The sequence below is a fragment of the Cyanobium sp. T1G-Tous genome (genome assembly GCF_024345455.1).
Classification (GTDB): Bacteria; Cyanobacteriota; Cyanobacteriia; order PCC-6307; family Cyanobiaceae; genus Cyanobium_A.
On sequence record NZ_JAGQBD010000001.1, the window covers coordinates 293802 to 315117 of the forward strand.

The 21316-nt window shown below is 64.7% G+C and carries 23 protein-coding genes, 1 tRNA gene and 1 pseudogene; 11 read left to right on the forward strand and 14 right to left on the reverse strand.

Features of this window, described 5'->3' with window-relative positions; genetic code table 11:
- The first annotated feature begins 4 nt into the window (after positions 1–4).
- Positions 5–2938, forward strand: a complete 2934-nt coding sequence (locus tag KBY75_RS01435; RefSeq protein WP_396097776.1) for an ABC transporter transmembrane domain-containing protein — start codon at positions 5–7, stop codon at positions 2936–2938.
- Positions 2938–4080: an HlyD family secretion protein gene (locus KBY75_RS01440; RefSeq protein ID WP_254935393.1), complete on the forward strand. Its 1143-nt coding sequence runs from the start codon at positions 2938–2940 to the stop codon at positions 4078–4080. The genes KBY75_RS01435 and KBY75_RS01440 overlap by 1 nt, the downstream gene beginning before the upstream one ends.
- Here the strand turns inward: KBY75_RS01440 and KBY75_RS01445 are convergent, their stop codons facing one another.
- The 5 genes from KBY75_RS01445 to gcvT form a co-directional block, all read right to left on the reverse strand.
- On the reverse strand, positions 4081–5691 hold the full coding sequence (locus KBY75_RS01445; protein WP_255022677.1) for a CTP synthase: 1611 nt from the start codon (positions 5689–5691) through the stop codon (positions 4081–4083).
- A gap of 171 nt (positions 5692–5862) precedes the next feature.
- Positions 5863–6339, reverse strand: a complete 477-nt coding sequence (locus KBY75_RS01450) for a Dps family protein (protein WP_255022678.1) — start codon at positions 6337–6339, stop codon at positions 5863–5865.
- A 45-nt stretch (positions 6340–6384) separates the two neighbouring features.
- Positions 6385–7332, reverse strand: coding sequence for an RNA polymerase sigma factor, RpoD/SigA family (locus tag KBY75_RS01455; RefSeq protein ID WP_255022679.1), 948 nt, complete (start codon positions 7330–7332; stop codon positions 6385–6387).
- A 135-nt stretch (positions 7333–7467) separates the two neighbouring features.
- Positions 7468–9294: an aspartate--tRNA ligase gene (aspS, locus tag KBY75_RS01460; RefSeq protein ID WP_255022680.1), complete on the reverse strand. Its 1827-nt coding sequence runs from the start codon at positions 9292–9294 to the stop codon at positions 7468–7470.
- Positions 9295–9359: 65 nt separating this feature from the next.
- A complete protein-coding gene (gene gcvT / locus KBY75_RS01465) occupies positions 9360–10472 on the reverse strand; it encodes a glycine cleavage system aminomethyltransferase GcvT (protein WP_255022681.1) in 1113 nt (370 codons plus the stop codon).
- 112 nt (positions 10473–10584) lie between these two features.
- Between gcvT and KBY75_RS01470 the strand changes: the two genes are divergently transcribed.
- Both KBY75_RS01470 and KBY75_RS01475 read left to right on the forward strand, forming a co-directional pair.
- Entirely contained in the window at positions 10585–10827 is a 243-nt protein-coding gene (locus KBY75_RS01470) for a hypothetical protein (protein WP_254935399.1), read from the forward strand.
- A 133-nt stretch (positions 10828–10960) separates the two neighbouring features.
- Positions 10961–11347 carry a cyclic nucleotide-binding domain-containing protein gene (locus KBY75_RS01475; protein WP_254935400.1) on the forward strand — a complete coding sequence of 129 codons (387 nt, stop codon included), beginning with the start codon at positions 10961–10963 and terminating at the stop codon, positions 11345–11347.
- Here the strand turns inward: KBY75_RS01475 and speB are convergent.
- Complete coding sequence (speB, locus tag KBY75_RS01480) at positions 11341–12216, reverse strand: agmatinase (RefSeq protein WP_255022682.1); 876 nt, start codon at positions 12214–12216, stop codon at positions 11341–11343. The two genes, KBY75_RS01475 and speB, sit on opposite strands and share 7 nt — an antisense overlap.
- A complete protein-coding gene (gene speE, locus KBY75_RS01485) occupies positions 12216–13085 on the reverse strand; it encodes a polyamine aminopropyltransferase (RefSeq protein WP_396097788.1) in 870 nt (289 codons plus the stop codon). The genes speB and speE overlap by 1 nt, the downstream gene beginning before the upstream one ends.
- A 49-nt stretch (positions 13086–13134) precedes the next feature.
- On the opposite strand from speE, the gene arfB reads away from it, so the two are divergent.
- A complete protein-coding gene (arfB, locus tag KBY75_RS01490) occupies positions 13135–13584 on the forward strand; it encodes an alternative ribosome rescue aminoacyl-tRNA hydrolase ArfB (protein WP_255022683.1) in 450 nt (149 codons plus the stop codon).
- A 68-nt stretch (positions 13585–13652) separates the two neighbouring features.
- On the opposite strand, the gene mazG is transcribed toward arfB, so the two are convergent.
- From mazG to KBY75_RS01505, 3 genes are read right to left on the reverse strand one after another with little or no spacing between them, the layout of a single operon-like run.
- On the reverse strand, positions 13653–14465 hold the full coding sequence (mazG, locus tag KBY75_RS01495) for a nucleoside triphosphate pyrophosphohydrolase (RefSeq protein WP_255022684.1): 813 nt from the start codon (positions 14463–14465) through the stop codon (positions 13653–13655).
- Positions 14462–14959 (reverse strand): DUF2227 family putative metal-binding protein, encoded by a 498-nt coding sequence (locus tag KBY75_RS01500; RefSeq protein ID WP_255022685.1) that lies wholly within the window; start codon positions 14957–14959, stop codon positions 14462–14464. The genes mazG and KBY75_RS01500 overlap by 4 nt, the downstream gene beginning before the upstream one ends.
- Before the next feature lie 3 nt (positions 14960–14962).
- Entirely contained in the window at positions 14963–15889 is a 927-nt protein-coding gene (locus tag KBY75_RS01505; protein WP_254935405.1) for a lysophospholipid acyltransferase family protein, read from the reverse strand.
- Positions 15890–15910: 21 nt separating this feature from the next.
- On the opposite strand from KBY75_RS01505, the gene KBY75_RS01510 reads away from it, so the two are divergent.
- The 4 genes from KBY75_RS01510 to KBY75_RS15425 all read left to right on the forward strand — a co-directional run bounded on the left by KBY75_RS01510 (position 15911) and on the right by KBY75_RS15425 (position 16765).
- Positions 15911–15982: transfer RNA gene (locus KBY75_RS01510), tRNA-Val, on the forward strand.
- Between the two features lie 127 nt (positions 15983–16109).
- Positions 16110–16412: a nucleotidyltransferase family protein gene (locus KBY75_RS01515; RefSeq protein WP_255022686.1), complete on the forward strand. Its 303-nt coding sequence runs from the start codon at positions 16110–16112 to the stop codon at positions 16410–16412.
- A 75-nt stretch (positions 16413–16487) separates the two neighbouring features.
- Positions 16488–16664, forward strand: a complete 177-nt coding sequence (locus tag KBY75_RS15420) for a hypothetical protein (RefSeq protein WP_396097790.1) — start codon at positions 16488–16490, stop codon at positions 16662–16664.
- On the forward strand, positions 16628–16765 hold the full coding sequence (locus KBY75_RS15425; protein WP_396097792.1) for a HepT-like ribonuclease domain-containing protein: 138 nt from the start codon (positions 16628–16630) through the stop codon (positions 16763–16765). Before KBY75_RS15420 ends, KBY75_RS15425 begins: the two co-directional genes overlap by 37 nt.
- 47 nt (positions 16766–16812) lie before the next feature.
- On the opposite strand, the gene KBY75_RS01520 is transcribed toward KBY75_RS15425, so the two are convergent.
- Both KBY75_RS01520 and KBY75_RS01525 read right to left on the reverse strand, forming a co-directional pair.
- Complete coding sequence (locus KBY75_RS01520) at positions 16813–19437, reverse strand: HAD-IC family P-type ATPase (RefSeq protein ID WP_255022687.1); 2625 nt, start codon at positions 19435–19437, stop codon at positions 16813–16815.
- 19 nt (positions 19438–19456) lie between these two features.
- Positions 19457–19714 (reverse strand): hypothetical protein, encoded by a 258-nt coding sequence (locus tag KBY75_RS01525; protein WP_106502661.1) that lies wholly within the window; start codon positions 19712–19714, stop codon positions 19457–19459.
- A 47-nt stretch (positions 19715–19761) separates the two neighbouring features.
- Here KBY75_RS01525 and KBY75_RS01530 point away from each other — a divergent pair, with 47 nt between their 5' ends.
- Both KBY75_RS01530 and KBY75_RS01535 read left to right on the forward strand, forming a co-directional pair.
- Complete coding sequence (locus KBY75_RS01530; protein WP_254935409.1) at positions 19762–20211, forward strand: protein phosphatase; 450 nt, start codon at positions 19762–19764, stop codon at positions 20209–20211.
- Entirely contained in the window at positions 20211–20837 is a 627-nt protein-coding gene (locus KBY75_RS01535; RefSeq protein ID WP_254935410.1) for a 2OG-Fe(II) oxygenase, read from the forward strand. The genes KBY75_RS01530 and KBY75_RS01535 overlap by 1 nt, the downstream gene beginning before the upstream one ends.
- On the opposite strand, the gene KBY75_RS01540 is transcribed toward KBY75_RS01535, so the two are convergent.
- Together KBY75_RS01540 and KBY75_RS01545 are read right to left on the reverse strand one after the other, a co-directional pair.
- Positions 20828–21025, reverse strand: coding sequence for a hypothetical protein (locus KBY75_RS01540; RefSeq protein ID WP_255022688.1), 198 nt, complete (start codon positions 21023–21025; stop codon positions 20828–20830). The genes KBY75_RS01535 and KBY75_RS01540 overlap by 10 nt on opposite strands.
- Positions 21026–21179: 154 nt before the next feature.
- Positions 21180–21316 (reverse strand): annotated as a pseudogene (locus tag KBY75_RS01545) (IS5/IS1182 family transposase); the annotation flags it as partial.

The window sequence follows — 21316 nt, forward strand, 5'->3', positions numbered from 1 at the left end:
TGCCATGGACGATTCCGCCCCTTTGCAGCTGCCCGCCCATCCCGCCTTTGCCGGGTTGTCGCACGCCAGCGCCGAGCGTTTGCAGCTGCAGCTCAGCCTGCGTCGGTTTGCTGTTGGTGATCCTCTTTGTCTTGGGGGCTTGATTCCATCTGAGATTCTGCTGATCCACTCCGGCACAGCTCGCTTGCTGGTGCGGGACCAGGGCCGCCTGCGCACCGCAGAAAAGTTGGGACCGGGCAGCTTTGTGGGCCTGGCCTCCCTGTTGCGAGCTGCTCCCTGTGAGGAGGTGAGCGCTGGCTCCGAAGTGGAGGCACTGGTGCTGGCCGATTCCCTGATCCTGGAGCTGCTGACCAGCGAACCCTCCTTCGCCCAGTGGTGTGGCTCCCACTTATTTACCGCTGAATTGGCAGCCCTACTGGCCCTGCTGCTTGAGCAGCACCCCCAGGCCCGCACTTCGATCCAGGAGTTGCTGGATCAGGCCCGCCCCCAGGCCCGACTGGTGCCGCCTGAGCCTGCTGCCCTAGCTGCCCTGCCGATTGAGTTCAGCTTGCTGGCCGCTAGCCACAACCTGCTCGATCACCCCCTCGGGGCAGCGCTCAATCCCCGCCAGGGTGTGCCGGCTGCCACCCCACCACTAGCGCCACGCCTGATCGCCCTGCCTGCGGAGCTGCTGGCGCCGGTAGCTCCAGTGCTGGAAGCAGAGCTGATGCCGGAGGGTTCCGGCAGCTCCGGCCAACCTGCCGGCTCCAATCCGCCTTTGGCTTCAGCCCTGGATCTGGGCCAGCGGGACCGCACGGCTCTGCAGCTGTTGCGCGGCAATGGCCCCCTCGAGGAAACCCTCGCCTGTTTCCAGATGCTGGCGGCGGAGCTCAAGCTGCCCTTCCGCCGCGATGCGATCGAGAAGATCCTGCGCGATGTGCTGCGCCGCGGCCAGACGCCCGACCTGCAGCTCTGCGGCAATCTCGCCGCGATGATGGGTTTGCACGTAAGCGGCGTGCGGGTGCCTGCCAATCAGGGCACGCGCCTGCAGACCCCGGCCCTGATCCCATGGCAGGGCGGGTTTGCCGTGGTCCGGGGCGCCAATGCGCGAGGTTTGCTGCTGGCCTCCCCGCGGCAGGGCTGGGTGGAAATTCCCCCCGACCAGCTTCCTGAGGCTTTCCCAGACGGCATCGATGTGCTGATGCTGGAGCGCAGCTCCGCCACCCCCGAGCAGCGCTTTGGTTTTGCCTGGTTCTGGCCAGCTCTGCAGCGCTACCGGGGCATCCTTACCCAGGTGCTGATCGCCTCCTTTGTGGTGCAGCTGTTCAGCCTGGCCAACCCCCTGCTGATTCAGGTGATCATCGACAAGGTGATCAACCAGCGCAGCCTCGATACTTTGCAGGTGCTGGGCTTTGCCCTGGTTGTGGTGACCTTGATGGAGGGTTTGATCGGCGCCCTGCGCACCTTCCTATTCAGCGAAACCACTAATCGCATCGATCTGCGCCTCGGAGCCGAGGTGATCGACCACCTGCTGCGGCTGCCGCTCAATTACTTCGACCGCCGTCCCGTGGGTGAACTCGGCACCCGTATTGCTGAGCTAGAGAAGATCCGTAATTTCCTCACCGGTCAAGCGCTCACCACCCTGCTCGATACGGCCTTCTCGGTGATCTATATCGCCGTGATGCTGCTTTACAGCTGGGTACTCACCTTGATCGCCCTGTGCGTGCTGCCGATTCAGATCGGTCTCACCGTGCTGGGCGCGCCCCTGTTCCGTCGTCAATACCGCGATGCGGCCCAGGAGAACGCCCGCACCCAGAGCCACCTTGTTGAGGTGCTCACCGGCATCCAGACGGTGAAGGCCCAGAACGTCGAGATGATCAGCCGCTGGAAGTGGCAAGACCTCTACGGCAAATACATCTCCCGTACGTTTGAAAAAACCATCACCGGTACGGCCCTTACCGAAACCTCCCAGGTGCTGCAGAAGCTCTCCCAGCTGCTGGTGCTCTGGGTAGGCGCCTCTTTGGTGCTCTCCGGCGACATGACCCTGGGCCAATTGATCGCCTTCCGGATCATCTCTGGCTACGTCACACAGCCTTTGTTGCGGCTCTCTTCGATCTGGCAGAGCATCCAGGAGCTCAAGGTTTCCTTTGAGCGCCTTGCTGATGTGGTCGACACCCCGGAGGAATCAGATGAGGCTGATAAGCAGAAGATTCCTCTGCCGCCCATCGCCGGCGAGGTGCGTTTCGACGACCTCTGCTTCTCCTTCACCCCAGGCGGCGCCCAGGTGTTGCGTCACATCGACTTCACCATCGCCGCCGGCACCTTTGTGGGGGTGGTGGGCCAGAGCGGTAGCGGTAAGAGCACCCTCACCAAAATGCTGGCTCGCCTCTATTCACCAGGCAGCGGCCGGATCCTGATCGACAACTACGACATCGACAAAGTTGAGCTCTATTCGCTGCGGCGCCAAATCGGCATTGTGCCCCAGGAGCCCCTGCTTTTCACCGGCACGGTGGCAGAAAATATTGCCCTCACCGATCCCGATGCCAGCAGTGATTCGATCGTGCAGGCGGCACGGCTGGCCTGCGCCCACGATTTCATCATGGAGCTTCCTGCTGGCTACAGCAGCAATGTGGGTGAACGCGGCGCCGGCCTTTCCGGCGGCCAGCGGCAGCGGCTGGCCCTGGCCCGCACCCTGCTCTCCCAGCCGCGGCTGCTGGTGCTCGATGAAGCAACTAGCGCCCTCGACTACGACACCGAGCGGCGCGTTTGCGACAACTTGCTCGACAACCTCAAGCACTGCACCGTTTTCTTCATCACCCACCGGCTCTCCACCATCCGCCGGGCCGATCTAATCGTGATGATGCACGAAGGATCCATCGTGGAAACAGGCACCCACGATGAGTTGATGGAGCGCCGAGGTCGCTATTACGCCCTTTACCGCCAGCAGGAGGTCAACTGATGTCGATTGTGCGCCGCGCCCAAAACGCTATCGAGCGCCGGGTTCAGACCAGCCATGAGGAGATGGCGCTGCAGCAGTCGCGCTTTTTAGCGCGTGCTATCACCTGGGCCCTAGTGGGCACCACAGCTGCTGGCCTGGCCTGGCTGGCCTTCGCCAAAACCGACGAGGTGGTGGTGGCCTCAGGCAAGCTCCAGCCGATTGGTGATGTCAAAACCATCCAGATGCCGGTGGGCGGTGTGCTGGAAACCATGCTGGTCAAGGACGGGCAGCGGGTGACGAAGGGCCAGGTGCTGCTGCGCCTCGACAACGAGGCCACCCTCGATCGTCAGGGGAGCCTGCGTACCACCATCATCGCCAAGCAGGCCCAGCTGCGCCTCAAGGAGGTGGAGCTGGCTCGCTATCTCAACCTCAACGACACCGAGCAGACGGTGACTCGCCAGAACCTCGTGCTTGAAACCGAAATCCTGCAGCGGCTTGAGGTCCTTAAGGCGGTTGGGGCATCTGCTGAGTTGCAGTATCTGCAACAGCGCAACAAGGTGCGTGAGGTTGATGGCGAGCTCGCCAAGCTCAAGGTAGATCGCTTGCGTCAAATTGCGATCATCGAGCAGGCGCTGGAGCAGATCAAAGGAGAGCTGGCCGATCTAGGCAGCAAGCTCACTGAGCTCCAGGTCAATATCCGCTACCAGGATGTGCGCTCCCCGGTGGATGGGGTGGTGTTTGATCTCAAGCCAACCGGTCCTGGTTTTGTGGCCCAAGGCAGTGAGCCGGTGATGAAGATTGTTCCCTTTGATGCGCTCCAAGCCAAAGTGGAGATTGAGAGCAGCGATATCGGCTTTGTCCGAGTTGGTCGCCCTGCCGACATCAGTATCGATTCCTTCCCGGCTACCGATTTCGGCGTGCTGCTTGGCACCGTTAAGGGCATTGGCTCCGATGCCTTGCCTCCAGATGAGCGCAATCAGACCTACCGCTTCCCAGCCACGATTGCCCTCGATTCTCAGCAGCTCAAGCTGAAATCTGGCAAGAGCCTGCCTTTGCAGGTGGGTATGTCACTTACGGCCAACATCAAGCTGCGCAAGGTTACTTACTTGCAACTTTTGCTTGGAGAATTTAAAGACAAAACAGACTCACTCAAGCAAATCTGATCAACCTTGCTGCGGCAGGCGCTGCTGGGCGGCCTCGATCAATCCTCGGAATAGGGGGTGAGGCTTGCCGGGGCGGGAGAGAAATTCGGGGTGATATTGGCAAGCTGTGAAAAATGGGTGACTCTGTAGCTCGATTAATTCAACTAAACGGCCATCTGGCGAAGTGCCGCTGATTGTGTAGCCCGATTCGGTGAAGAGACTGCGGTAGGCGTTGTTGAATTCGTAGCGATGGCGGTGGCGTTCGTATACAACCTCGTCGCCATAAAGGCGATGGGCCATTGTGTCTGCAGCTAGGCGGCAGGGGTAAACGCCAAGTCGCATCGTGCCGCCCAGATCAACTACGTCCTGTTGCTCAGGTAGGAGGTGGATCACGGGATGGGGCGTGTCTGCATCAAGTTCGGCGCTGGTGGCACCGGCCAAGCCCGCTTGGTTGCGGGCCCACTCGATCACTGCGCACTGCATGCCTAGGCATAGGCCTAGGAAGGGCACCTGCTGTTCCCGCGCCCAGCGGATTGCCGCCACCTTGCCGTCCACACCGCGGTTGCCGAAGCCGCCGGGCACCACCACTGCATCCATGCCGGCCAGCAGAGCTTCCGCGCCTTGGCTTTCGAGCTGCTCGGCGCATACCCAGTGCAGATCAAGCGAAGCATCCCGATCCAGGCAGGCGTGGCGCAGGGCCTCCACCACCGATAGATAGGCGTCGTTGAGCTGCACGTACTTGCCTACCAGCGCCACCTTCACTGCCGGGCCGGGGTGGCGCAGCTTGGTTACCAGCTCCTGCCAGCGGGCCATGTCGCTGTTGTGGTCTGTGAGCTGCAGCACCTCCAATACCTCTCGGCAGAGCCCCTCCTGCTCCATCGCCAGCGGCACCGCGTAGATGCTGTCGGCGTCCAGGGCCTGGATCACGGCCCGCTGCGGCACGCCGCAGAAGCCGCCGATCTTGCGGCGCAGTTCGTCGCTCACGGGCCGGTCGCTGCGGCACACCAGCACATCGGGCTGGATGCCGATCGAGCGCAACTCCTTCACCGAGTGCTGGGTCGGCTTGGTCTTGAGTTCCCCCGAAACGCCGATGAAGGGCAGCAGGGTGACGTGCACGTAGGCCAGGTCCTGGCGGCCCACATCGCCCCGGAATTCGCGTATCGCCTCAAGAAACGGCAGCGATTCGATATCGCCCACCGTGCCGCCGATCTCGCCGATCACCACGTCGGCATTGCTGTTGGCGGCTACCCGATGGATGCGCTCGCGGATTTCGCGGGTGATGTGGGGGATCACCTGCACGGTGCCGCCGTTGTAGTCGCCGCGGCGCTCCTTGTTGATCACCGACTGGTAAATCGAGCCGGTGGTCACGCTGTTTAGGCGCGACATGGCGGTGTCGGTGAAGCGTTCGTAGTGGCCCAGATCCAGATCGGTCTCGGCGCCGTCCTCCGTGACGAACACTTCACCGTGTTGGTACGGGCTCATCGTGCCCGGGTCCACGTTCAGATACGGGTCGAGCTTGAGGATCGAAACGCTGTAGCCGCGGCTCTTGAGCAGGCGCCCCAGGCTGGCGGCCACGATGCCTTTGCCGATGCTCGACACCACGCCGCCGGTGACAAAGACGAACTTGCTCATATCCCGGTGGCTGACCCTTCAATGTACCGGGCGCTGCCAGCGGGGCTGGCTCCTTGCGGGGTTGGCTGGGTTCGGCGGTCACGCCCGCGGCGCGGGCAACACCGCGCTCACCGCAGCCAACCTCGCAGCGGGCGCCGACCGGCCGATCCCAGCGGCACCAGCGGTACTTGATCAGCCCTCGAGCAAGCTGCGCAGCATCCAAGCGGTCTTCTCGTGGATCTGCAGCCGTTGGGTGAGCAGGTCGGCGGTGGGTTGGTCGTTGGCCTCTTCGGCGGTGACCATGACGCCGCGGATGGTGCGGGCTACAGCCTCGTGGCCCAGCACCAGCTCGCGCACCATCTCCAAGGCCGCCGGGATGCCCTGGGTTTCGGCGATTGAGGAGAGCTGGCCGTAGGTGGCACCGCCAAAGGGAGCTGGGCAGCCAAGGGCGCGGATGCGCTCGGCGATGGCGTCTAGGGCGTTCCAGAGCTCGGTGTACTGCCCCATAAACATCAGGTGCAGGGTGTTGAACATCGGCCCGGTGACGTTCCAGTGGAAGCCGTGGGTTTTGGCGTAGAGCACGGTGCTGTCGGCCAGCACGCGGCCCAGACCTGCGGCGATCTCCAGCCGCTGGGCTTCCGGGATGCCGATGTCAATGTCGGTTGCCATGGCAATTTATCCGTAGTGACTTCGTTTTAGCCCGGATGGGCTGGTTTAGTCGAGGCTGCCCAGATAATCCTTCACGCGGCAGCGGTTCTGGGGTTGGCGCAGTTTCAGCAGGGCCCGGGATTCGATCTGCCGCACCCGCTCCCTGGAGAGCTGCATGGCAGCGCCGATCTCAGTCAGGCTGCGGGGAGTGTCGTCTATTAGCCCGAAGCGTTGACGGATCACCTCGGCTTCGCGGCTGCTCAGGTCTTCAAGCAGGGCCTCGAGGTCGTTGTGCAGCTGCTCGCGGGCGAGTTCCTGCTCAGGTGTGCCGTGGTCGTCTTCCAGCAGGTCGCCGAGCTGCATTTCGTGCTCCTTGCCCACCCGGGCCTCCAGGGAGACGGGTTTGGGCAGCTGCAACAGGGTTTCGCGGATCAGCGCTTCGCTGAGATTCAGCTCCTGGGCGATTTCAGCCACGCAGGGCAGGCGGCCTAGCCGGGCGCTTAGTTCACCCTGGGCCCGTTTAATGCGGTTGAGCTTCTCGGTGATGTGCACCGGCAGCCGGATCGTGCGGCTCTGGCTGGCAAGGGCCCGGGTGATGCCCTGGCGAATCCACCAGTAGGCGTAGGTGCTGAAGCGAAACCCCCGGGTCGGGTCAAAGCGCTCCACGGCCCGCTCCAGTCCCAAGGTGCCCTCCTGCACCAGATCCAGCAGGTCCATGCCCCGGCGCTGGTACTTCTTGGCCACTGACACCACCAGCCGCAGATTGGCCTGGATCATCCGCTCCTTGGCCCTTTTGCCTCGGTGCAGGGCCAGTCGTCGCTCTTTGGCGGCCACTTCGTCCAGTTCACCTGCGCCCGGTTCGTCTTTGTCCGGTTCGCCCTGGCGCAGTAGCTGTTCTCGCCGCTGCACCAGCCGGGCCAGGATGAGCTCCTGCTCCTGGGTAAGCAGGTCCACCCGACCGATGTCCTGCAGATAAAGCCGCACCGGATCGGTGCTGGTGGGGGTGTGGGGCACGCCCAATGCATAAGTGGTGCTTCACCGTTGCTGCGCTGGGCAGCTGCGGCGCCAAATGCCCCGTTTTGTTTTGGCTTTGGGTTTTGGTTTTCAGTTTTATTTTTCAGTTTTGGCTTTCAGTTGTGTCTTTGGGCTTCAGCTGTCGTCTTCCTCAACCCAGGTGCTGGCCACATGCAGCTCGTCGAGTTGTTTGGTGGCCACACCGCCAGGGGCGCCGGTCATCAGGCAGCGGGCCTGCTGGGTCTTGGGGAAGGCGATCGTGTCGCGGATCGACTCCTCACCCGCCAGCAGCATCACGATCCGGTCGACGCCGAAGGCCAGGCCGCCGTGGGGCGGAGCGCCCATGTCGAGCGCATCCATCAGGAAGCCGAACTGTTGGTTGGCCTCTTCCAGGGGCAGGCCAATGGTTTGCAGCACCTGGCGCTGCAGCGCCGAATCGTGGATGCGCAGCGAGCCGCCGCCCAGCTCCAGGCCGTTGAGCACCAGGTCGTAGGCCTGGGCCCGGGCGGTGGGCAGGGTGGTGGCCCAGGCGGCCGGATCGGTGCCCAGGTCGTTTGCGTTGGGGGCGCAGAAGGGATGGTGCAGGGCCTCGAGGCGGTTTTCGCCGGCGTTGAACTCAAACATCGGAAAATCCACCACCCAGAGGAAATTCCACTGGTCGTTGTCTCGGTCGGCCGGCACCAGGCCGAGCTCGCGGGCCAGAAACTGGCGCACCCGATCGAGGGCCTTGTTCACCGTGGCGGTGTCGCCGGCGCCGAACAGGAGCAGGGTGCCGGGCTGGGCGCCGGTGCGAGCCAGCAGTTCCGCCTTCGTGGCCTCAGAGAGGTTGTCCTTGATGGCGCCGATCGTGTCGATCTCGCCGCCCTCGCGCACGCGGATGAAGGCCAGTCCGCCGGCGCCGGCCGCCTGGGCCTCGGAAAACACATCACCGCCGGGCTTGATGCGCACGTTGCTGATGGCGTCGTTGCCGCCGGGTACGGCGATGCACTTCACGGCGCCGCCTGCGGCCACCGCACCGCTGAACACTTTGAAGCCCATGTCGGCCACGATGTCTGAGGCATCGGTGAGCTCCAGGCCGTAGCGGGTGTCGGGCCGGTCGGTGCCGTAGCGCTCCATCGCCTCGTGCCAGGTGAGGCGGGGGAAGGGGCGGGGCAGCTCCACGCCTTTCACCGCCTGCCAGATGTTGGCGATCAGGGCTTCGTTGAGCTCGAGGATCTCCTCCTGGCCCATGAAGCTCATCTCGATGTCGAGCTGGGTGAATTCCGGCTGGCGATCGGCGCGCAGATCTTCGTCGCGGAAGCAGCGGGCCACCTGGTAGTAGCGCTCGATGCCGCCCACCATCAGCAGCTGCTTGAACAGCTGGGGCGACTGGGGCAGGGCGAACCACTCGCCGCCGCACACCCGGCTGGGCACCAGATAGTCGCGGGCGCCCTCGGGGGTGGAGCGGGTGAGCACCGGGGTTTCCACTTCGATGAAGCCCTGGTCTTCCAGGAAGCGGCGGGCGGCCTGGATCGTCTGGGCGCGCAGGCGCAGGTTGCCGTTCATGCGCTCGCGGCGCAGATCCAGATAGCGGTGGCGCAGCCGCAGCTCCTCGCGGGTGTTCTCCTCGTCGTGCACCGACACGGGGAAGGGCAGGTTGCCCTTCACGGCGTTGAGCACCGTGATGGCGCTGGCCAGCACTTCGATGCGGCCGGTGGCCAGCTTGTCGTTGATGGCATCGGCGGGGCGCTCCCGCACCGTGCCCTCCACCTGAACCACCGTCTCGTTGCGCAGGTGCTCCGCCACGGCGAACATCGCGGCGCCGTTGTCGGGGTCGACGGTGATCTGCACGGTGCCGCTGCGGTCGCGCAGGTCGATGAAGATCACGCCGCCGTGGTCACGACATCGGTCTACCCAGCCGCAGAGCTGCACGGCCTGGCCGCTGGCGTCGTGACGCAGGTCGCCGCATCCGTGGCTGCGCATGCTGAGATCCGGAGTGAATGGGCGATTGTCCCACCCGGTGGCGTCAGCACCGGGCTGTTCCCGCGTCAGCGCTGATAGAAGGGACGCCTCACCACCAGCGCTGGCTCGGCCTTGCCGCGAATCTGCACCGCCAGCTCGGTGCCCAGCTTGGCGGCGCTCGCTGGTACGTAGGCCAGGGCGATCGCTTCTTCGAGGCTGGGTGACCAGCTGCCGCTTGTGATTTGCCCCACCGGCTCACTAGCCACTGGAGCCCCGGCCGCCAACACCGGGTAGCCATGGCGGGCGATGGCGCGGCCCTGCAGCTTCAATCCCACCAGGCGCCGCTGGACTCCCGCGGCGCTCTGGCGCTCCAGCACTTCGCGGCCAATGAAGGCTTTGGGCATTTCCAGGTGCACCAGCCAGCCCAGGCCGGCCTCCAGGGGTGTGGTGTGCTCGTCCAGCTCGTGGCCGTAGAGGTGCATGGCCGCTTCCAGGCGCAGGGTGTCGCGGGCGCCGAGGCCGCAGGGGCTGACGCCGCTGGCCAGCAATTTGTCCCACAGGAGCAGGCCGTCTGGCCGGTTCAGCAGCAGCTCGAAGCCGTCTTCGCCGGTGTAACCAGTGCGGCCCACAAAGGCGCTGACGCCAGCCAGTTTCAGCTCCCGGTGGCCGAAGCGGGGCAGGCCGCTCAGGTCGGTACCCGCCAACTCCTCTAGCCGGGCGGCCGCCTCCGGGCCCTGCAGGGCCAGCAGCACGCCATCACCCTTGCGATCTTCAACACGGATGCCAAGGGGCTCTAGCTGGCTGCAAATCCAGGCGGTGTCGGCTGCGGCGCAGGCGGCATTGATCACGAGCAGCAGTTCGTGGCACTGGCCATTTGCCTGCCAGCCCCTGTCGTAAACGATCAGATCGTCGCGGATGCCGCCCCGCTCGTTGAGCAGCACCGTGTAGCAGGCCTCGCCGGGGCCAATGCGAAACAGGTCGGTGGGCACCAGAGCCTGCAGGGCTTCTTTGGCGCCTGCGCCCCGCAGGGTCAGCACCCCCATGTGGGAGATGTCGAAGATGCCGCAGCGGCGCCGCACGGACTGGTGCTCTGCCACCAAGCCCTCAAATTGCACTGCCATCTCCCAGCCGGCAAAGGGCACCATCCGGCCACCAGCAGCTTGGGCGGCTTCAAACAGGGGGGTGCGTTTTAAACCCATGGCCGGATCCTATGCAGGCCTGCGGAATCAATAAGGAACCTGGAAGATTCGCTGTATTCGCTACCACTTTGACGAAACGTCCATACCTTGAGAGACCAGATCACTCCTTTGGATGGGTCAGCGCCCTTGCTGCCGCAGCTGCCGCCATTGCGCCCCACCCAGTGGCGCTGAATTCGGCTGGTGTCAGCTGCGCCAGCTGCCGATTCATCCCGAATTGGCCCTGGAGCTGTGGTGCCACCACTGGACGGCCCGGCCGCCGCGGCTGCCTGCGATCAGCGCGGAGGCAGTTGCTGGGGGGACACCAGCCCAGCCGAACCAGCAGCTAAGTCTTGAATCAGCTTTTGGCAAAAGCTGAAGAAAATCTGTAATTTGGCCTGGATTCGGGGCTTATTCGGCTTTTGTGCTCGCCATGGCTAGCGGCCTTGGGCGGCAGAGCTGTATTAAGGGATTCTGGTTTCGATTAGGGGGTATGGGGCATGGTGGCTTCGGTGGCGATCACGACCCCGCTGGAGCTGATGGCGGCTCAGGTGGATTGCGAGGTTCTCACTCTGCCCACCGGCTCCAAGGTGTTTTCCAGGGGCTCTCGGGCCGATTCGATTTATGGGGTGCGCCGCGGCATCATCGAAGTGATCGGCGAGAGCGGCGAGAAGCTTTGCTACCGCCCCGGCGAGCTGTTCAGCTATCAGGACATCCTTTGGCGCGACGGCATTTATCGCAACGAAGCCGTGGCCCGTACCCCTGTTGAGATCCTGCGGCTAGATCGCCTGCGCTTCCTCAACTTGCTGCACAACCATCCGACTCTGGCGGTGCTGCTGATCAGCCAGCAGCACGAGCGCCTGCGCGAGCAGCGCACCAGCGGCACCTGCTGCTATTGATCCAGCAGGAACAGCAGGCTGCGCACCACCTTGGCAGCCAGCACGCTGCTCACGCCGGTGGCATCCAGCATCGGCGCCAGCTCCACCACATCGGCGGCCACCAGGTTGTGGTGGCGCAGCTCCTCCACGAGTGCCGCGAAATCACCCCAAAGGAAGCCGCCGGGCTCCGGTGTGCCGGTGCCGGCCATCACCGCCGGATCAAACCAATCGAGATCCACTGTGAGATAAAGCGACTGGCCCCGCAGGGGCTTGAGCGCCTCGGCCATCTGCTCGATCGCCACTAGCCGGCCCGACTGCCGCAGCTCGGAAAATTCCTCGCGGCTGCCGCTACGGATGGCGATCTGCAGCAGCTGCTGGCTGGGCAGCACCTCCAGGCAGCGGCGCATGGCGCAGGCGTGGCTGTGCTGCGCGCCCAGCCACTCGTGGCGAAGGTCGGCGTGAGCATCGAGCTGCACCAGCACCAGCTCCGGGTGCTGGGCCGCCACGGCCGCCACGGCGCCGGAGCTGATCGAGTGTTCGCCGCCCAGCATTAGCGGCTTGAGACCAAGGGCCAGCACGGCTTCTGTGGCCGCCTTCACAGCCGCCACTACTGGCTCAGGGGCGCCAAAGGGGATATCAACGGCGCCGAGATCGGCGAAGGCCAGGTCTTCTAGGTCGCGATCGAGCTGGGGGCAGTAGCTCTCCAGGCCGCTGCTCACCTCGCGGATTGCCGCCGGCCCGAAGCGGGTGCCGGGGCGGAAGGAGGTGGTGCCGTCGTAGGGCACGCCAAATAGGCCCACCCGGCAGCCGGCCGGATCGCGCTGGCTGGCCATGTAGATGGCGCCGTCGGTGTCAAATAAATCCGTGTCAAACAAATCGGTGTCAAACATCAGCCCAGCTCCCGCTCGATGGCGGCGGGGATGGCGTCGAAGGCGCCGCGCTGCCAGCGGGGACTCCAGATATCACAGCCACAGTCGACGGCCGCGGCGCGGGCGGGATCCGGCTGCAGATACCGGCGGCCGTCTGTGGCGGCGAACGTCCAGCTCCACCAGCCGCTCGGATACATGGGCACCCAGCCATACATCGGATCGGCGTGGCCAAACACCTCGCGGATCAGTTTCACCGTGTCGATGTGAACCTGGCGGAAGGCCTCGGGCGATTCGCTCTGGGTAGCGAACACACCGCCTGGCTTGAGGATGCGGCGGCAGTGCTCAAAGAAGGCCCGGTTGAACAGGCCCTCGGCCGGGCCAGCCGGGTCGGAGCCGTCCACGATGACCACGTCGTAGCTGGCATCCGGGGCGTTGGCGGCCCAGGCGATGCCATCGCCGACGGTGAGGTGGAAGCGGGGATCACTCCAGCAGCCGCCGCCGATGCTGGGCAGGTGCTGCTGGCTCCACTCCACCACCAGGCCGTCGATCTCCACCAGGTCGAGGTGCCGCACGCCGGCGTAGCGCAGGCATTCGCGGGCGGTGCCGCCATCGCCGCCGCCGATCACCAGCACCCGCTCGATGCTGGCGGCGCCGCACAGGGCCGGATGCACGATCGCCTCGTGGTAGTGGCGCTCCTGGCGCTCGGCCGTCATCCAGCAGCCATCGAGCAGCAGGCCCTTGCCGTAGCGCTGGCTGTCGATGATCGTCACCTTCTGGAAGGCTGAATCTTGTTCGGCGACCACCGTGCCTTCCAGGCCGTAGCGCACGCCGTCGAAGATCTCGTCGATCCAGCCCATGGCCAAAATTTCGCAGGCTCCAGCCTTGCGCATCGCCAGTGTGTTGGCCGTGACAGGCTGATTCCAGGGCTCCCCTGAATCCATGGCTCCCCTGCGCCCCACGGCGGATCTGCGGCTGACCCCAGCGCTGGTGATCGGCGCCGCCGAGCTGGCCTGGCGTTTTTCGCGCTCCTCCGGCCCCGGCGGCCAAAACGTGAACACCACCGATTCACGGGTGGAGCTGGTGTTTGATCTGGCGGCCTCCGCTGCCCTGCCGCCCACGATCAAGGCCCGGGTCTTGGGGCGACTGGAGGGAAAGCTGGTGGAAGGTTGTGTGGTGATTGCGGCTAGTGAGCATCGCTCCCAATGGCAAAACCGGGTGGCGGCCCAGCGGCGCTTGGTGGAATTGCTGCTGGAGGCGATTAAGCCGCCGCCGCCGCCGCGCCGGGCAACTCGGCCTACCCGCGGTTCAGTGCAGCGGCGTCTGGCGGCCAAGAAGCAGCGCGGCGCCATCAAGGGGCAGAGGGGGGCGCGTCCTCAGCCGGAGGATTGAGTTGTTGGCTGGCTGTCCCTAAATCTGTACAGGTTGTACGGAACTTGCGAGGCTGTTGCGCTCAAGGATCAGGGACCTGGCGTTGGCGTGTTTTCAGCCCGGATTTTGGCCTTGGCATGCTGCCAGAGGCCTTCGAGCTCGCCGATGCTGCGGCCCTTGAGGTCGCCATCTAGGGCTGTCTCCACCCGGGAGAAGCGATCGAGGAAGCGGCGGTTGGTGCCTGCCAGCCCGGCTTCCGGTTCGATGCCGCACCAGCGGGCCACATTCACCAGGGTGAACAGCACGTCGCCCAGCTCCTCCTGGGCATGGCGGCGATCCCCTGAGGCCACAGCTTCTTTGAGCTCGTCGAGTTCCTCGTGCACCTTTGCCCACACCCCTGCCATGTCGTCCCACTCGAAGCCGGCCGCGGCAGCTTGCTTGGAGATCGTCATGGCGCCGGCTAGGGCGGGCTGGCCCCGCACCTTGCCGGCCAGCCGATCGCTGAGGGGGCTGGTGGAGGCGGGTTGGGGTTTCTCGGCGGCCTTGATCTCCTCCCAGCTGGCCGGCTCGCCACCTCCGAACACATGGGGATGGCGGCGCACCAGCTTGGCGCTGATGCCTGCAGCGATCTGGGCCAGATCAAAGCTGCCTGCCTCGCTGGCGATCTGGGCGTGAAGCACCACCTGCAGCAGTAGGTCGCCCAGTTCCTCAGCCAGGTGCTGGTCGTCGCCCGAGCGGATGGCATCGGCCACTTCGTGGGCCTCCTCCAGCACGTAGGGCACCAGGGAGGCGTGGGTTTGTGCCAGATCCCAGGAGCAGCCGCCCTCGGGGTCGCGTAGGCGAGCCACCACGGCGATCAGCTCAGCTAGGGCCTCAAGGTGGGCTGGGGTCTGGGGGTTCATCGGCGGCGGCGGCGCAGCAGGCGGGGTAGGCGCGGCATCGGGTCGCCATCTTGGATCAGGTGCAGCCAGCTGCTGGCCTCCAGTCCCACCAGGGCGGCCAGCAGCAGCGGACGCTGGCCCTGCCAGAGCGCCTGGGCGGTAGCCAGGAGCTGCTGGGGTGCTGGCCCACCGAGGGGTTGCAGCAGCAAGCAGCTCAGCAGCAGCAGCGCTGCCAGGTAGGCCAGGCGCCCGCTGCTGCCCAGCAGGGGACTGTGGGAGAGCAGGGAGCGATGGCGTAGCAGATTGCGGTAGGGCCACCAGAGCAGCCGCAACGGTCCCCAGCGGCGGGTGGGGTTGGAGCGGGTGTCGAGGTCGGGGGAGAGCAGCAGGCCACCCAGCAGAAAGCTCAGGCCGGCCACGCTTACCCCTGCCAAACCCAGCCAGGGCCACCACAGCAGCCCAAAGGGCAGGCTCAGGAGCCAGGTGGCTCGGTCGTGGCTGCGGCCGCTGGCCATCGATCAGCGCCCGGGTGGGCCGATGGGCCGCAGCCGCTCACCGCTGCCATCGCCCGTTCGCCAGCGCCGGTTGATCCAGTAGTACTGCTCCGGATAGGCCTGGATCAGGAGTTCGTGCCAGCGGGCTACGGCGGCAAGCTGGTCGCTCAGGGCGGCGGCACCCTGGCCGGGCCACAGCGGTGCACCAACGCTCAACCGAAAGCGGCCGTTGGCTTCCCGCACATGGGCCACGGGAAACAGGGGGCAACCCGATTTCTGCGCAAGGGCCGCTGGCCCTTTGACGAAGTTGGTGCTCAGGCCGAGGAAGTCGACCTGCACTTCCCTGCTGCGGCTGTAAAGGTCGGTCATCACAACGAGGCTGCCGCCGCGGTGCAGGCAGCGCAACATCGATCTGGCATCAGCCTGGGGTATCCAGTTGCAGTAGCTGTTGGCCTGGCGGGCCCGGTTCAGCAGCACGTCGCTGTAGGGGTTGCGGGCGGGGCGATAAACGACAGACGGGGTGTCGAGCTGTTCGCTTAGCCAGCGCAGCCCCAGATCCCAGCAACCCAGGTGCAGCGATCCCACGATCACCCCCTGGCCCTGGCGATGCAGCCGCAACAGTTCGTCGAGCCCCTCCCCCTCGGCGCTGATCAAGGAGGCGTCAACCGGTTGGATGATCGATTCGAGGCAGGAGAGAAAAAAGCTGTTGATCGACTGCTCGGCGATGGCCTCACGCTCTCCTTGGCTGAGCTGCTCGCCATACACCCGCGTCAGGTTGGCGATCGCCGTGGTGTGGCGGCGCCGCAGCAAGGGCCTGGCTAGTCGGTGGGCTTGGGCAATGCCGCGGCCCATGCTGCGGTGGGAGCGCCCCCGCAGCGCCAGCAGCAGCAGCCGCACCCCGAGGGCCTCAAGTTGCCAGCGCAGCTTGCGTTGAAGTGGGGCCTGAGCCATGGGGTGTATTTTGCCTATGGCGCGCGATTAGCTCAGCGGTAGAGCGCCTGCCTTACAAGCAGGATGTCGCTGGTTCGAACCCGGCATCGCGCATTTTTAATCTTTAGGGGCGCAATGTTCCAGGTTCGGATGATTCTCTAGCGACTCAGTCTGGGGACAAAGAGCCCCGGGGGTGAGCTGCAGCTAGTCGCCGCCCAGCAGTTCTGAGCACAATGGATCTATGAGCGTCCTCTTCCCCCAGCCCCAACTCGACGCCATTGCCGCAGCCTGCAAGCGCCACCACGTGGCCCGGCTACATGCGTTTGGCTCGGTGCTCAGGCCGGACTACCGGCCAGGGGAGAGCGATATCGACCTGCTGGTGGAATTCCAGCCGCTCGACGCCTCCAGTCTTTACAAGAACTACTTCGCCTTGCTCAACGACCTTCGGCAGAGCCTGGCCTCTCAAGTTGATCTGGTTATGGCGGATGCCGTGCGCAACCCCTACATCCGGCAGTCGATCGAAGCCAGCAAGCGCCAGATCTAGTCGAAGCGCGATCCCAGTGCCTACCTGAGCGACATCCAGGAGGCGGCGGCAGCCATCCAGGAGGCCACCGGGTCCATCGACGAAGCCACGTACACAGCTACCCGCCTGATCCGCTCTGCCGTGGAACGGGAATTCACCGTTATCGGCGAAGCCCTCAAAGTGATCGCTCAGCGAAATCCAGAGCTTTCGCTGCTATTCCGGAAGGAAGGCAGATCATCGACTTTCGGAACCTGCTCACCCACGAATACCTGAAGGTGAGCGACCGCGTGGTCTGGGGTGCGATCCAGACCGATCTGCCGGTGCTCGTGGAGCACTGCACCCAGCAGCTAGTTCGCCTGTCGCAAAGGCCATGATCGGCGGGCTCGGCATTCCTGGCATCAAGCATTAGCGCTACTAAGGGTTAGCTGTCTAGGCGCTCCGCCAGCCAGGCCACAGGCACCATTACCAGTAGGGCGATGCCGCACACCAGCCACTGCTGGGGCTCTAGGGGGGCGGTGGCGAAGAAGCGGTTCATCCAGCCCAGCTGGCTAAAGCTCAGCTGCAGCACCACCGCTAAGGCGATGCCAGCCGCAAGCCAGGGGGATTGGTGCCAGTGGCGCCATCCCATTTTGCTGGCTTGGCTGATGCTCACCAGATAGGCGATCTGGGCCAGCACCAGGGCCTGGATTGCCATCGTGCGCGCTTGGGCCAGATTGCTGCCGTGGGAGCGGGCCCAGAGGAATACCCCGAAGATGAAGCACCAGTAGAAAACCGACACCAGCAGCACCTTGCGCACCAGGCCGCGGTTGAGCAGGGGCTGGGCCGGTGGCCGCGGCGGCTGCCGCATCAGCCCGGGCGGCCGCGGCTCAAAGGCCAGTGGTACCGACAGGCTGAGGGAGCAAACCATGTTCAGCCACAGCACCTGCAGGGCTGTGACTGGAAGTTCCAGGCCCAGGACCGCCCCCAGCAGGATCGTCATTGAGGCGCTGCCATTCACCGGCAACACAAAAGCCAGGGCTTTGCGCAGGTTGAGGTAGACCACCCGGCCCTCTTCCACGGCCGCTTCGATGGTGGCGAAGTTGTCGTCGGTGAGCAGCATGTCGGCCGCCTCCCGCGCCACCTCGGTGCCGCCTCGGCCCATGGCGATACCGATGTCGGCCTGCTTAAGCGCCGGTGCGTCATTGACGCCATCGCCAGTCATCGCCACCACTTCCCCTTGGCGCTGCAGCGCTCGCACCAGGGCCAGCTTCTGGGCCGGTGCCACCCGGGCAAATACGTCGCTGTCCCTGGCGATTTGGCTCAGCTCGTCGTCGCTGCGCTGATCCAGGTCGCGGCCCTCAATGGCACGGACCCTGCCGTTTTTACCCAGCCCCAGCTGGAGGGCGATGGTGCGGGCGGTCTCTAGGTGGTCGCCCGTGATCATTTTTACGGTCACACCTGCCTGCTGGCAGGCGGCCACGGCGGCCACTGCCTCCGGCCGCGGCGGATCGATCATGCCTTGTAAACCCAGAAAATCCAGGCCGCCCTCGACCAGCTCGGGGTGCAGCTGCTGAGCTTGATTGCCGCTACTGCCGATCGCAAAGGCCAGCACCCGCTGGCCCCGTACGGCCATGGCTGTTACCGCCGCTTCGATGGCGACGACGTCGAGGGGTTCGGCTTGGCCATCTGGCCTGAGTTGGCGGCTGCAGCGGGCCAGCACCGCTTCAGCCGAGCCCTTAATCAAGATCCGGTTGCCGCCGTGCAGGGTGGCCATGTACTGCTGCTCCGATTCGAATGGAATCGCATCGCGGCGCGGATGGGCCTCAAGGGCCAGCTGCCTGTCCAGGCCTGCGGTTTGGGCTGCCTGCAGTAGGGCCGTTTCGGTGGGGTCGCCCACCAGCCCGTCGCGTTGACTAGGCCGGGCATCGTTGCAGAGCAGCCCCGCCAGCAAGGTTTCGTGTACGGCCACGTTGGCGGCTGCTTCATTGCCCGGCCCCAGCGCCTCGAGGGGGACTAGGGCGCCGCCGGCGTAGATCTCCTGCACCGTCATCCGGTTTTGGGTGAGGGTGCCGGTCTTGTCGGAGCAGATCACCGTGGTGCTGCCTAGGGCTTCTACGGCCGGCAGCTTGCGGATGATGGCGTTGCGAAGGGCCATGCGGTTGACGCCGATAGCCAGGGTGATGGTCACGATCGCCGGCAACTCCTCCGGGATGGCCCCCACGGCCAGGGCCACGGCGCCATCGAACATTTCGGCTGCACCGCGGCCCCGCAGGATTCCCACCAGAAAGGTGAGCCCGGCCAGCACCAGCACCACGTGCAGCAGGGTTTGGCTGAAGCGGCGAATCTTGCGGGTCAGGGGGGTACTGAGGTTCACCTGCTTCTGCAGGGAGTCGGAGATCTGACCGACTTCGGTGGTGGCGCCGGTGGCCACCACCACTCCCTGCCCTTGGCCGCCACTCACGAAGCAGCCGGCGTAAGCCATACCCACCCGCTCTGCCAGGGGGCTTGCCGCTGCAACGGCCTCGCTGTTTTTAGCGGCAGGCAGGGATTCCCCTGTAAGGCTCGATTCATCGAGCTGCAGGTTGCGGGTTTGGAGCAGGCGCAGATCTGCGGGCACCTTGTTGCCGGCCTCCAGGCACACCAGATCCCCGGGCACCAGCTGCTCCGAGACCAGCCTTTGGCGCCGGCCTTCGCGGACCACTTCCACCTCGGTGCGCACCGAACGGGCCAGGGCGGCAATGGCCGTTTCGGCCTTGCTTTCCTGGATGTACCCAATGGTGGCGTTGATCAGGGTGACGCTCCAGATCACCAGCGCTTCGCCCGGCTCGTGCAGCAGCAACTTGATCGCTCCCACCACCAGGAGCGTGTACAGAAGGGGATCGTGAAATTGCCCTAAAAATCGGCGCCAGACAGGCGGACCACCGCCTGCTTCCAGGGCGTTTGCGCCGTAGCTGAGCAGCCGCTGCTTTGCCTCCAGATCGGATAGGCCTTGTTCTGGGTGACTACCAAGATCGGCAGCCACCAGGGAAGCCTGGTGACTGTGGGCCTCTGCAAAAGGAATGGGCATGGGCGCTCCGGGGGGGGCGTCAGCCTTCTGGGAACAGCAGGCTGGCGAGTTCGTCGGCATCTACGTCGTAGACACGGGCGAGGCTGGTTTCGATGGCGCTGGTCACTTCGCCGGGCAGAAAGCGCATGGCGTTGAGGGCGTCGTCAGCGATCTCGTCGGTGAGCAGGGTTTCTTCGCCGCCGAGCTTTTCGTCGTTGATCACTGCCATTACCCAGCTCTGGTAGGCGTACACGAGATCGCTGAACTCCAAATCGGGGTCGTTGAAGTCGAGGGCCATGGTTGCGGCAGTCGCATGCCTGTGCAGTCTGCCGGCAGCTGGGCAGGATGGCAGGCATGAATGCCATCAACCTGCAGGCAACCCTGTTTGATTTCGCCATTGGCGAGTTGGTGCGGCAGCACCGTGAGAGCTTTCAGCCCCTCTGGACCGCTGATAGCTGGGCCAAGCTGCTGATCTGGCTGGCGCTCAATTGCGGATGCAGCGCTGAGCGTGACTCGCTGGAGGCCTATGCCGAGGCGCTGGGGCCAGGGCTCACCGGCCGCATGCGGCGAATTTTCTTTGAGCGCGAGCTGGAGGATTTGGAGCTGCGGGTGCTTGCCGATCCCGCCGAGCCCCAGGTGTTGGTGCTGCCCTTAGGGCCTGCTGGCCCCCTTGATCATGGGCGGGTGGTGGCGGCGCTGGAGCGGCTGGGTCTGCTGGCAAGGGTCGCGGCGGAGCCGCAGCGCTGGCAGCAGTTGGAGGCGGCCCTGGCCCTTCCCTGGCAGGAGCTCTGCTGATGAATCTGCTCGCTACCTATCGCAATGCCGGCTTCGAGGCCCTCGCCGATGGGGTGATGGCCTTTTATGAGCGCCGCGTTGACCTGCGGCGGCCCGGGGTGGCCTTTGGCCCTGGCGGCAAAACTGAGCCCGCCAAAATTTCCACCGACATCAGCCTGGTGGCCATCGACCGCTCCGATCCTGAGGCCTTCGCCCTGGCGGAGGTGATCCTGCGCGGCGTCACGGCTGGGCTGGAGCGCTACCTGCAGGAGCGGGCCCTCTTTCGCCAGTGCTGCCCGGAGCAGGAATTGTTCGTAAATCCGATCTTCAACCTGCAGCGCTACGCCCCTGGCGAGGGTTTCAAGCGCTGGCACTGCGACTGGACAATCAGCGACGAGGCCACCGAGCCGGTACATCGCGTGCTGGCCTGGATTCTCTATTGCAACGACGTGCCCAAAGGGGGCACCGAGTTTCATTGGCAGGATCACCACGAGCCGGCTGAGCGGGGCAAGCTCGTGATCTTTCCGGCTGGCCCGTCCCACATCCACCGGGGCAGGGTGAGCGAGGAGCACACCAAAACGATCGCTACCGGCTGGATCAATGCCGGCAGCTATCAGAGCTACCTGGCTCGGCTCGCTCAGGCCTGATCAGCTAGCTCCCAGGTTTTGGCGGTCCAGGCCAACTCACCCACATCCCAGCCGAGGTTGTCGAAGTTACGCAGGGCCAAGGCGTCGTCGCTGGCAAGCAGCAGCTGAGCAAAGCCTTTCACTAGGGCGGCGGCTTCGATGTTGAGGCCAGCCTGGGCGGCTACCTCTGCTAGGGAAGCTCTGGGCAACAGGGAGTTAAGTGCCTCTTGAGACCGGGCAAAGCTGCCTTTGGCCTTGATTTGCCTCTGAGGCCGGAAATTGTTGGCTCTATCGGCTCATTTCGGGATCATCTGGCTGGTATTTGAGCCTGAATCGAGGTGTTTGGGCACATCATTCCCTTGCTCACACTGCTGCGAGTAACTGTCGCCGTGCCAGGAACAGATTCGTCAGAGCTACAATTACATTGATTTTGCAGCTGTTCTTGGCCAGGCCGCGCAGCCTGGTTTTCTGGAATCCGAACTGCTGTTTGATCACCCGGA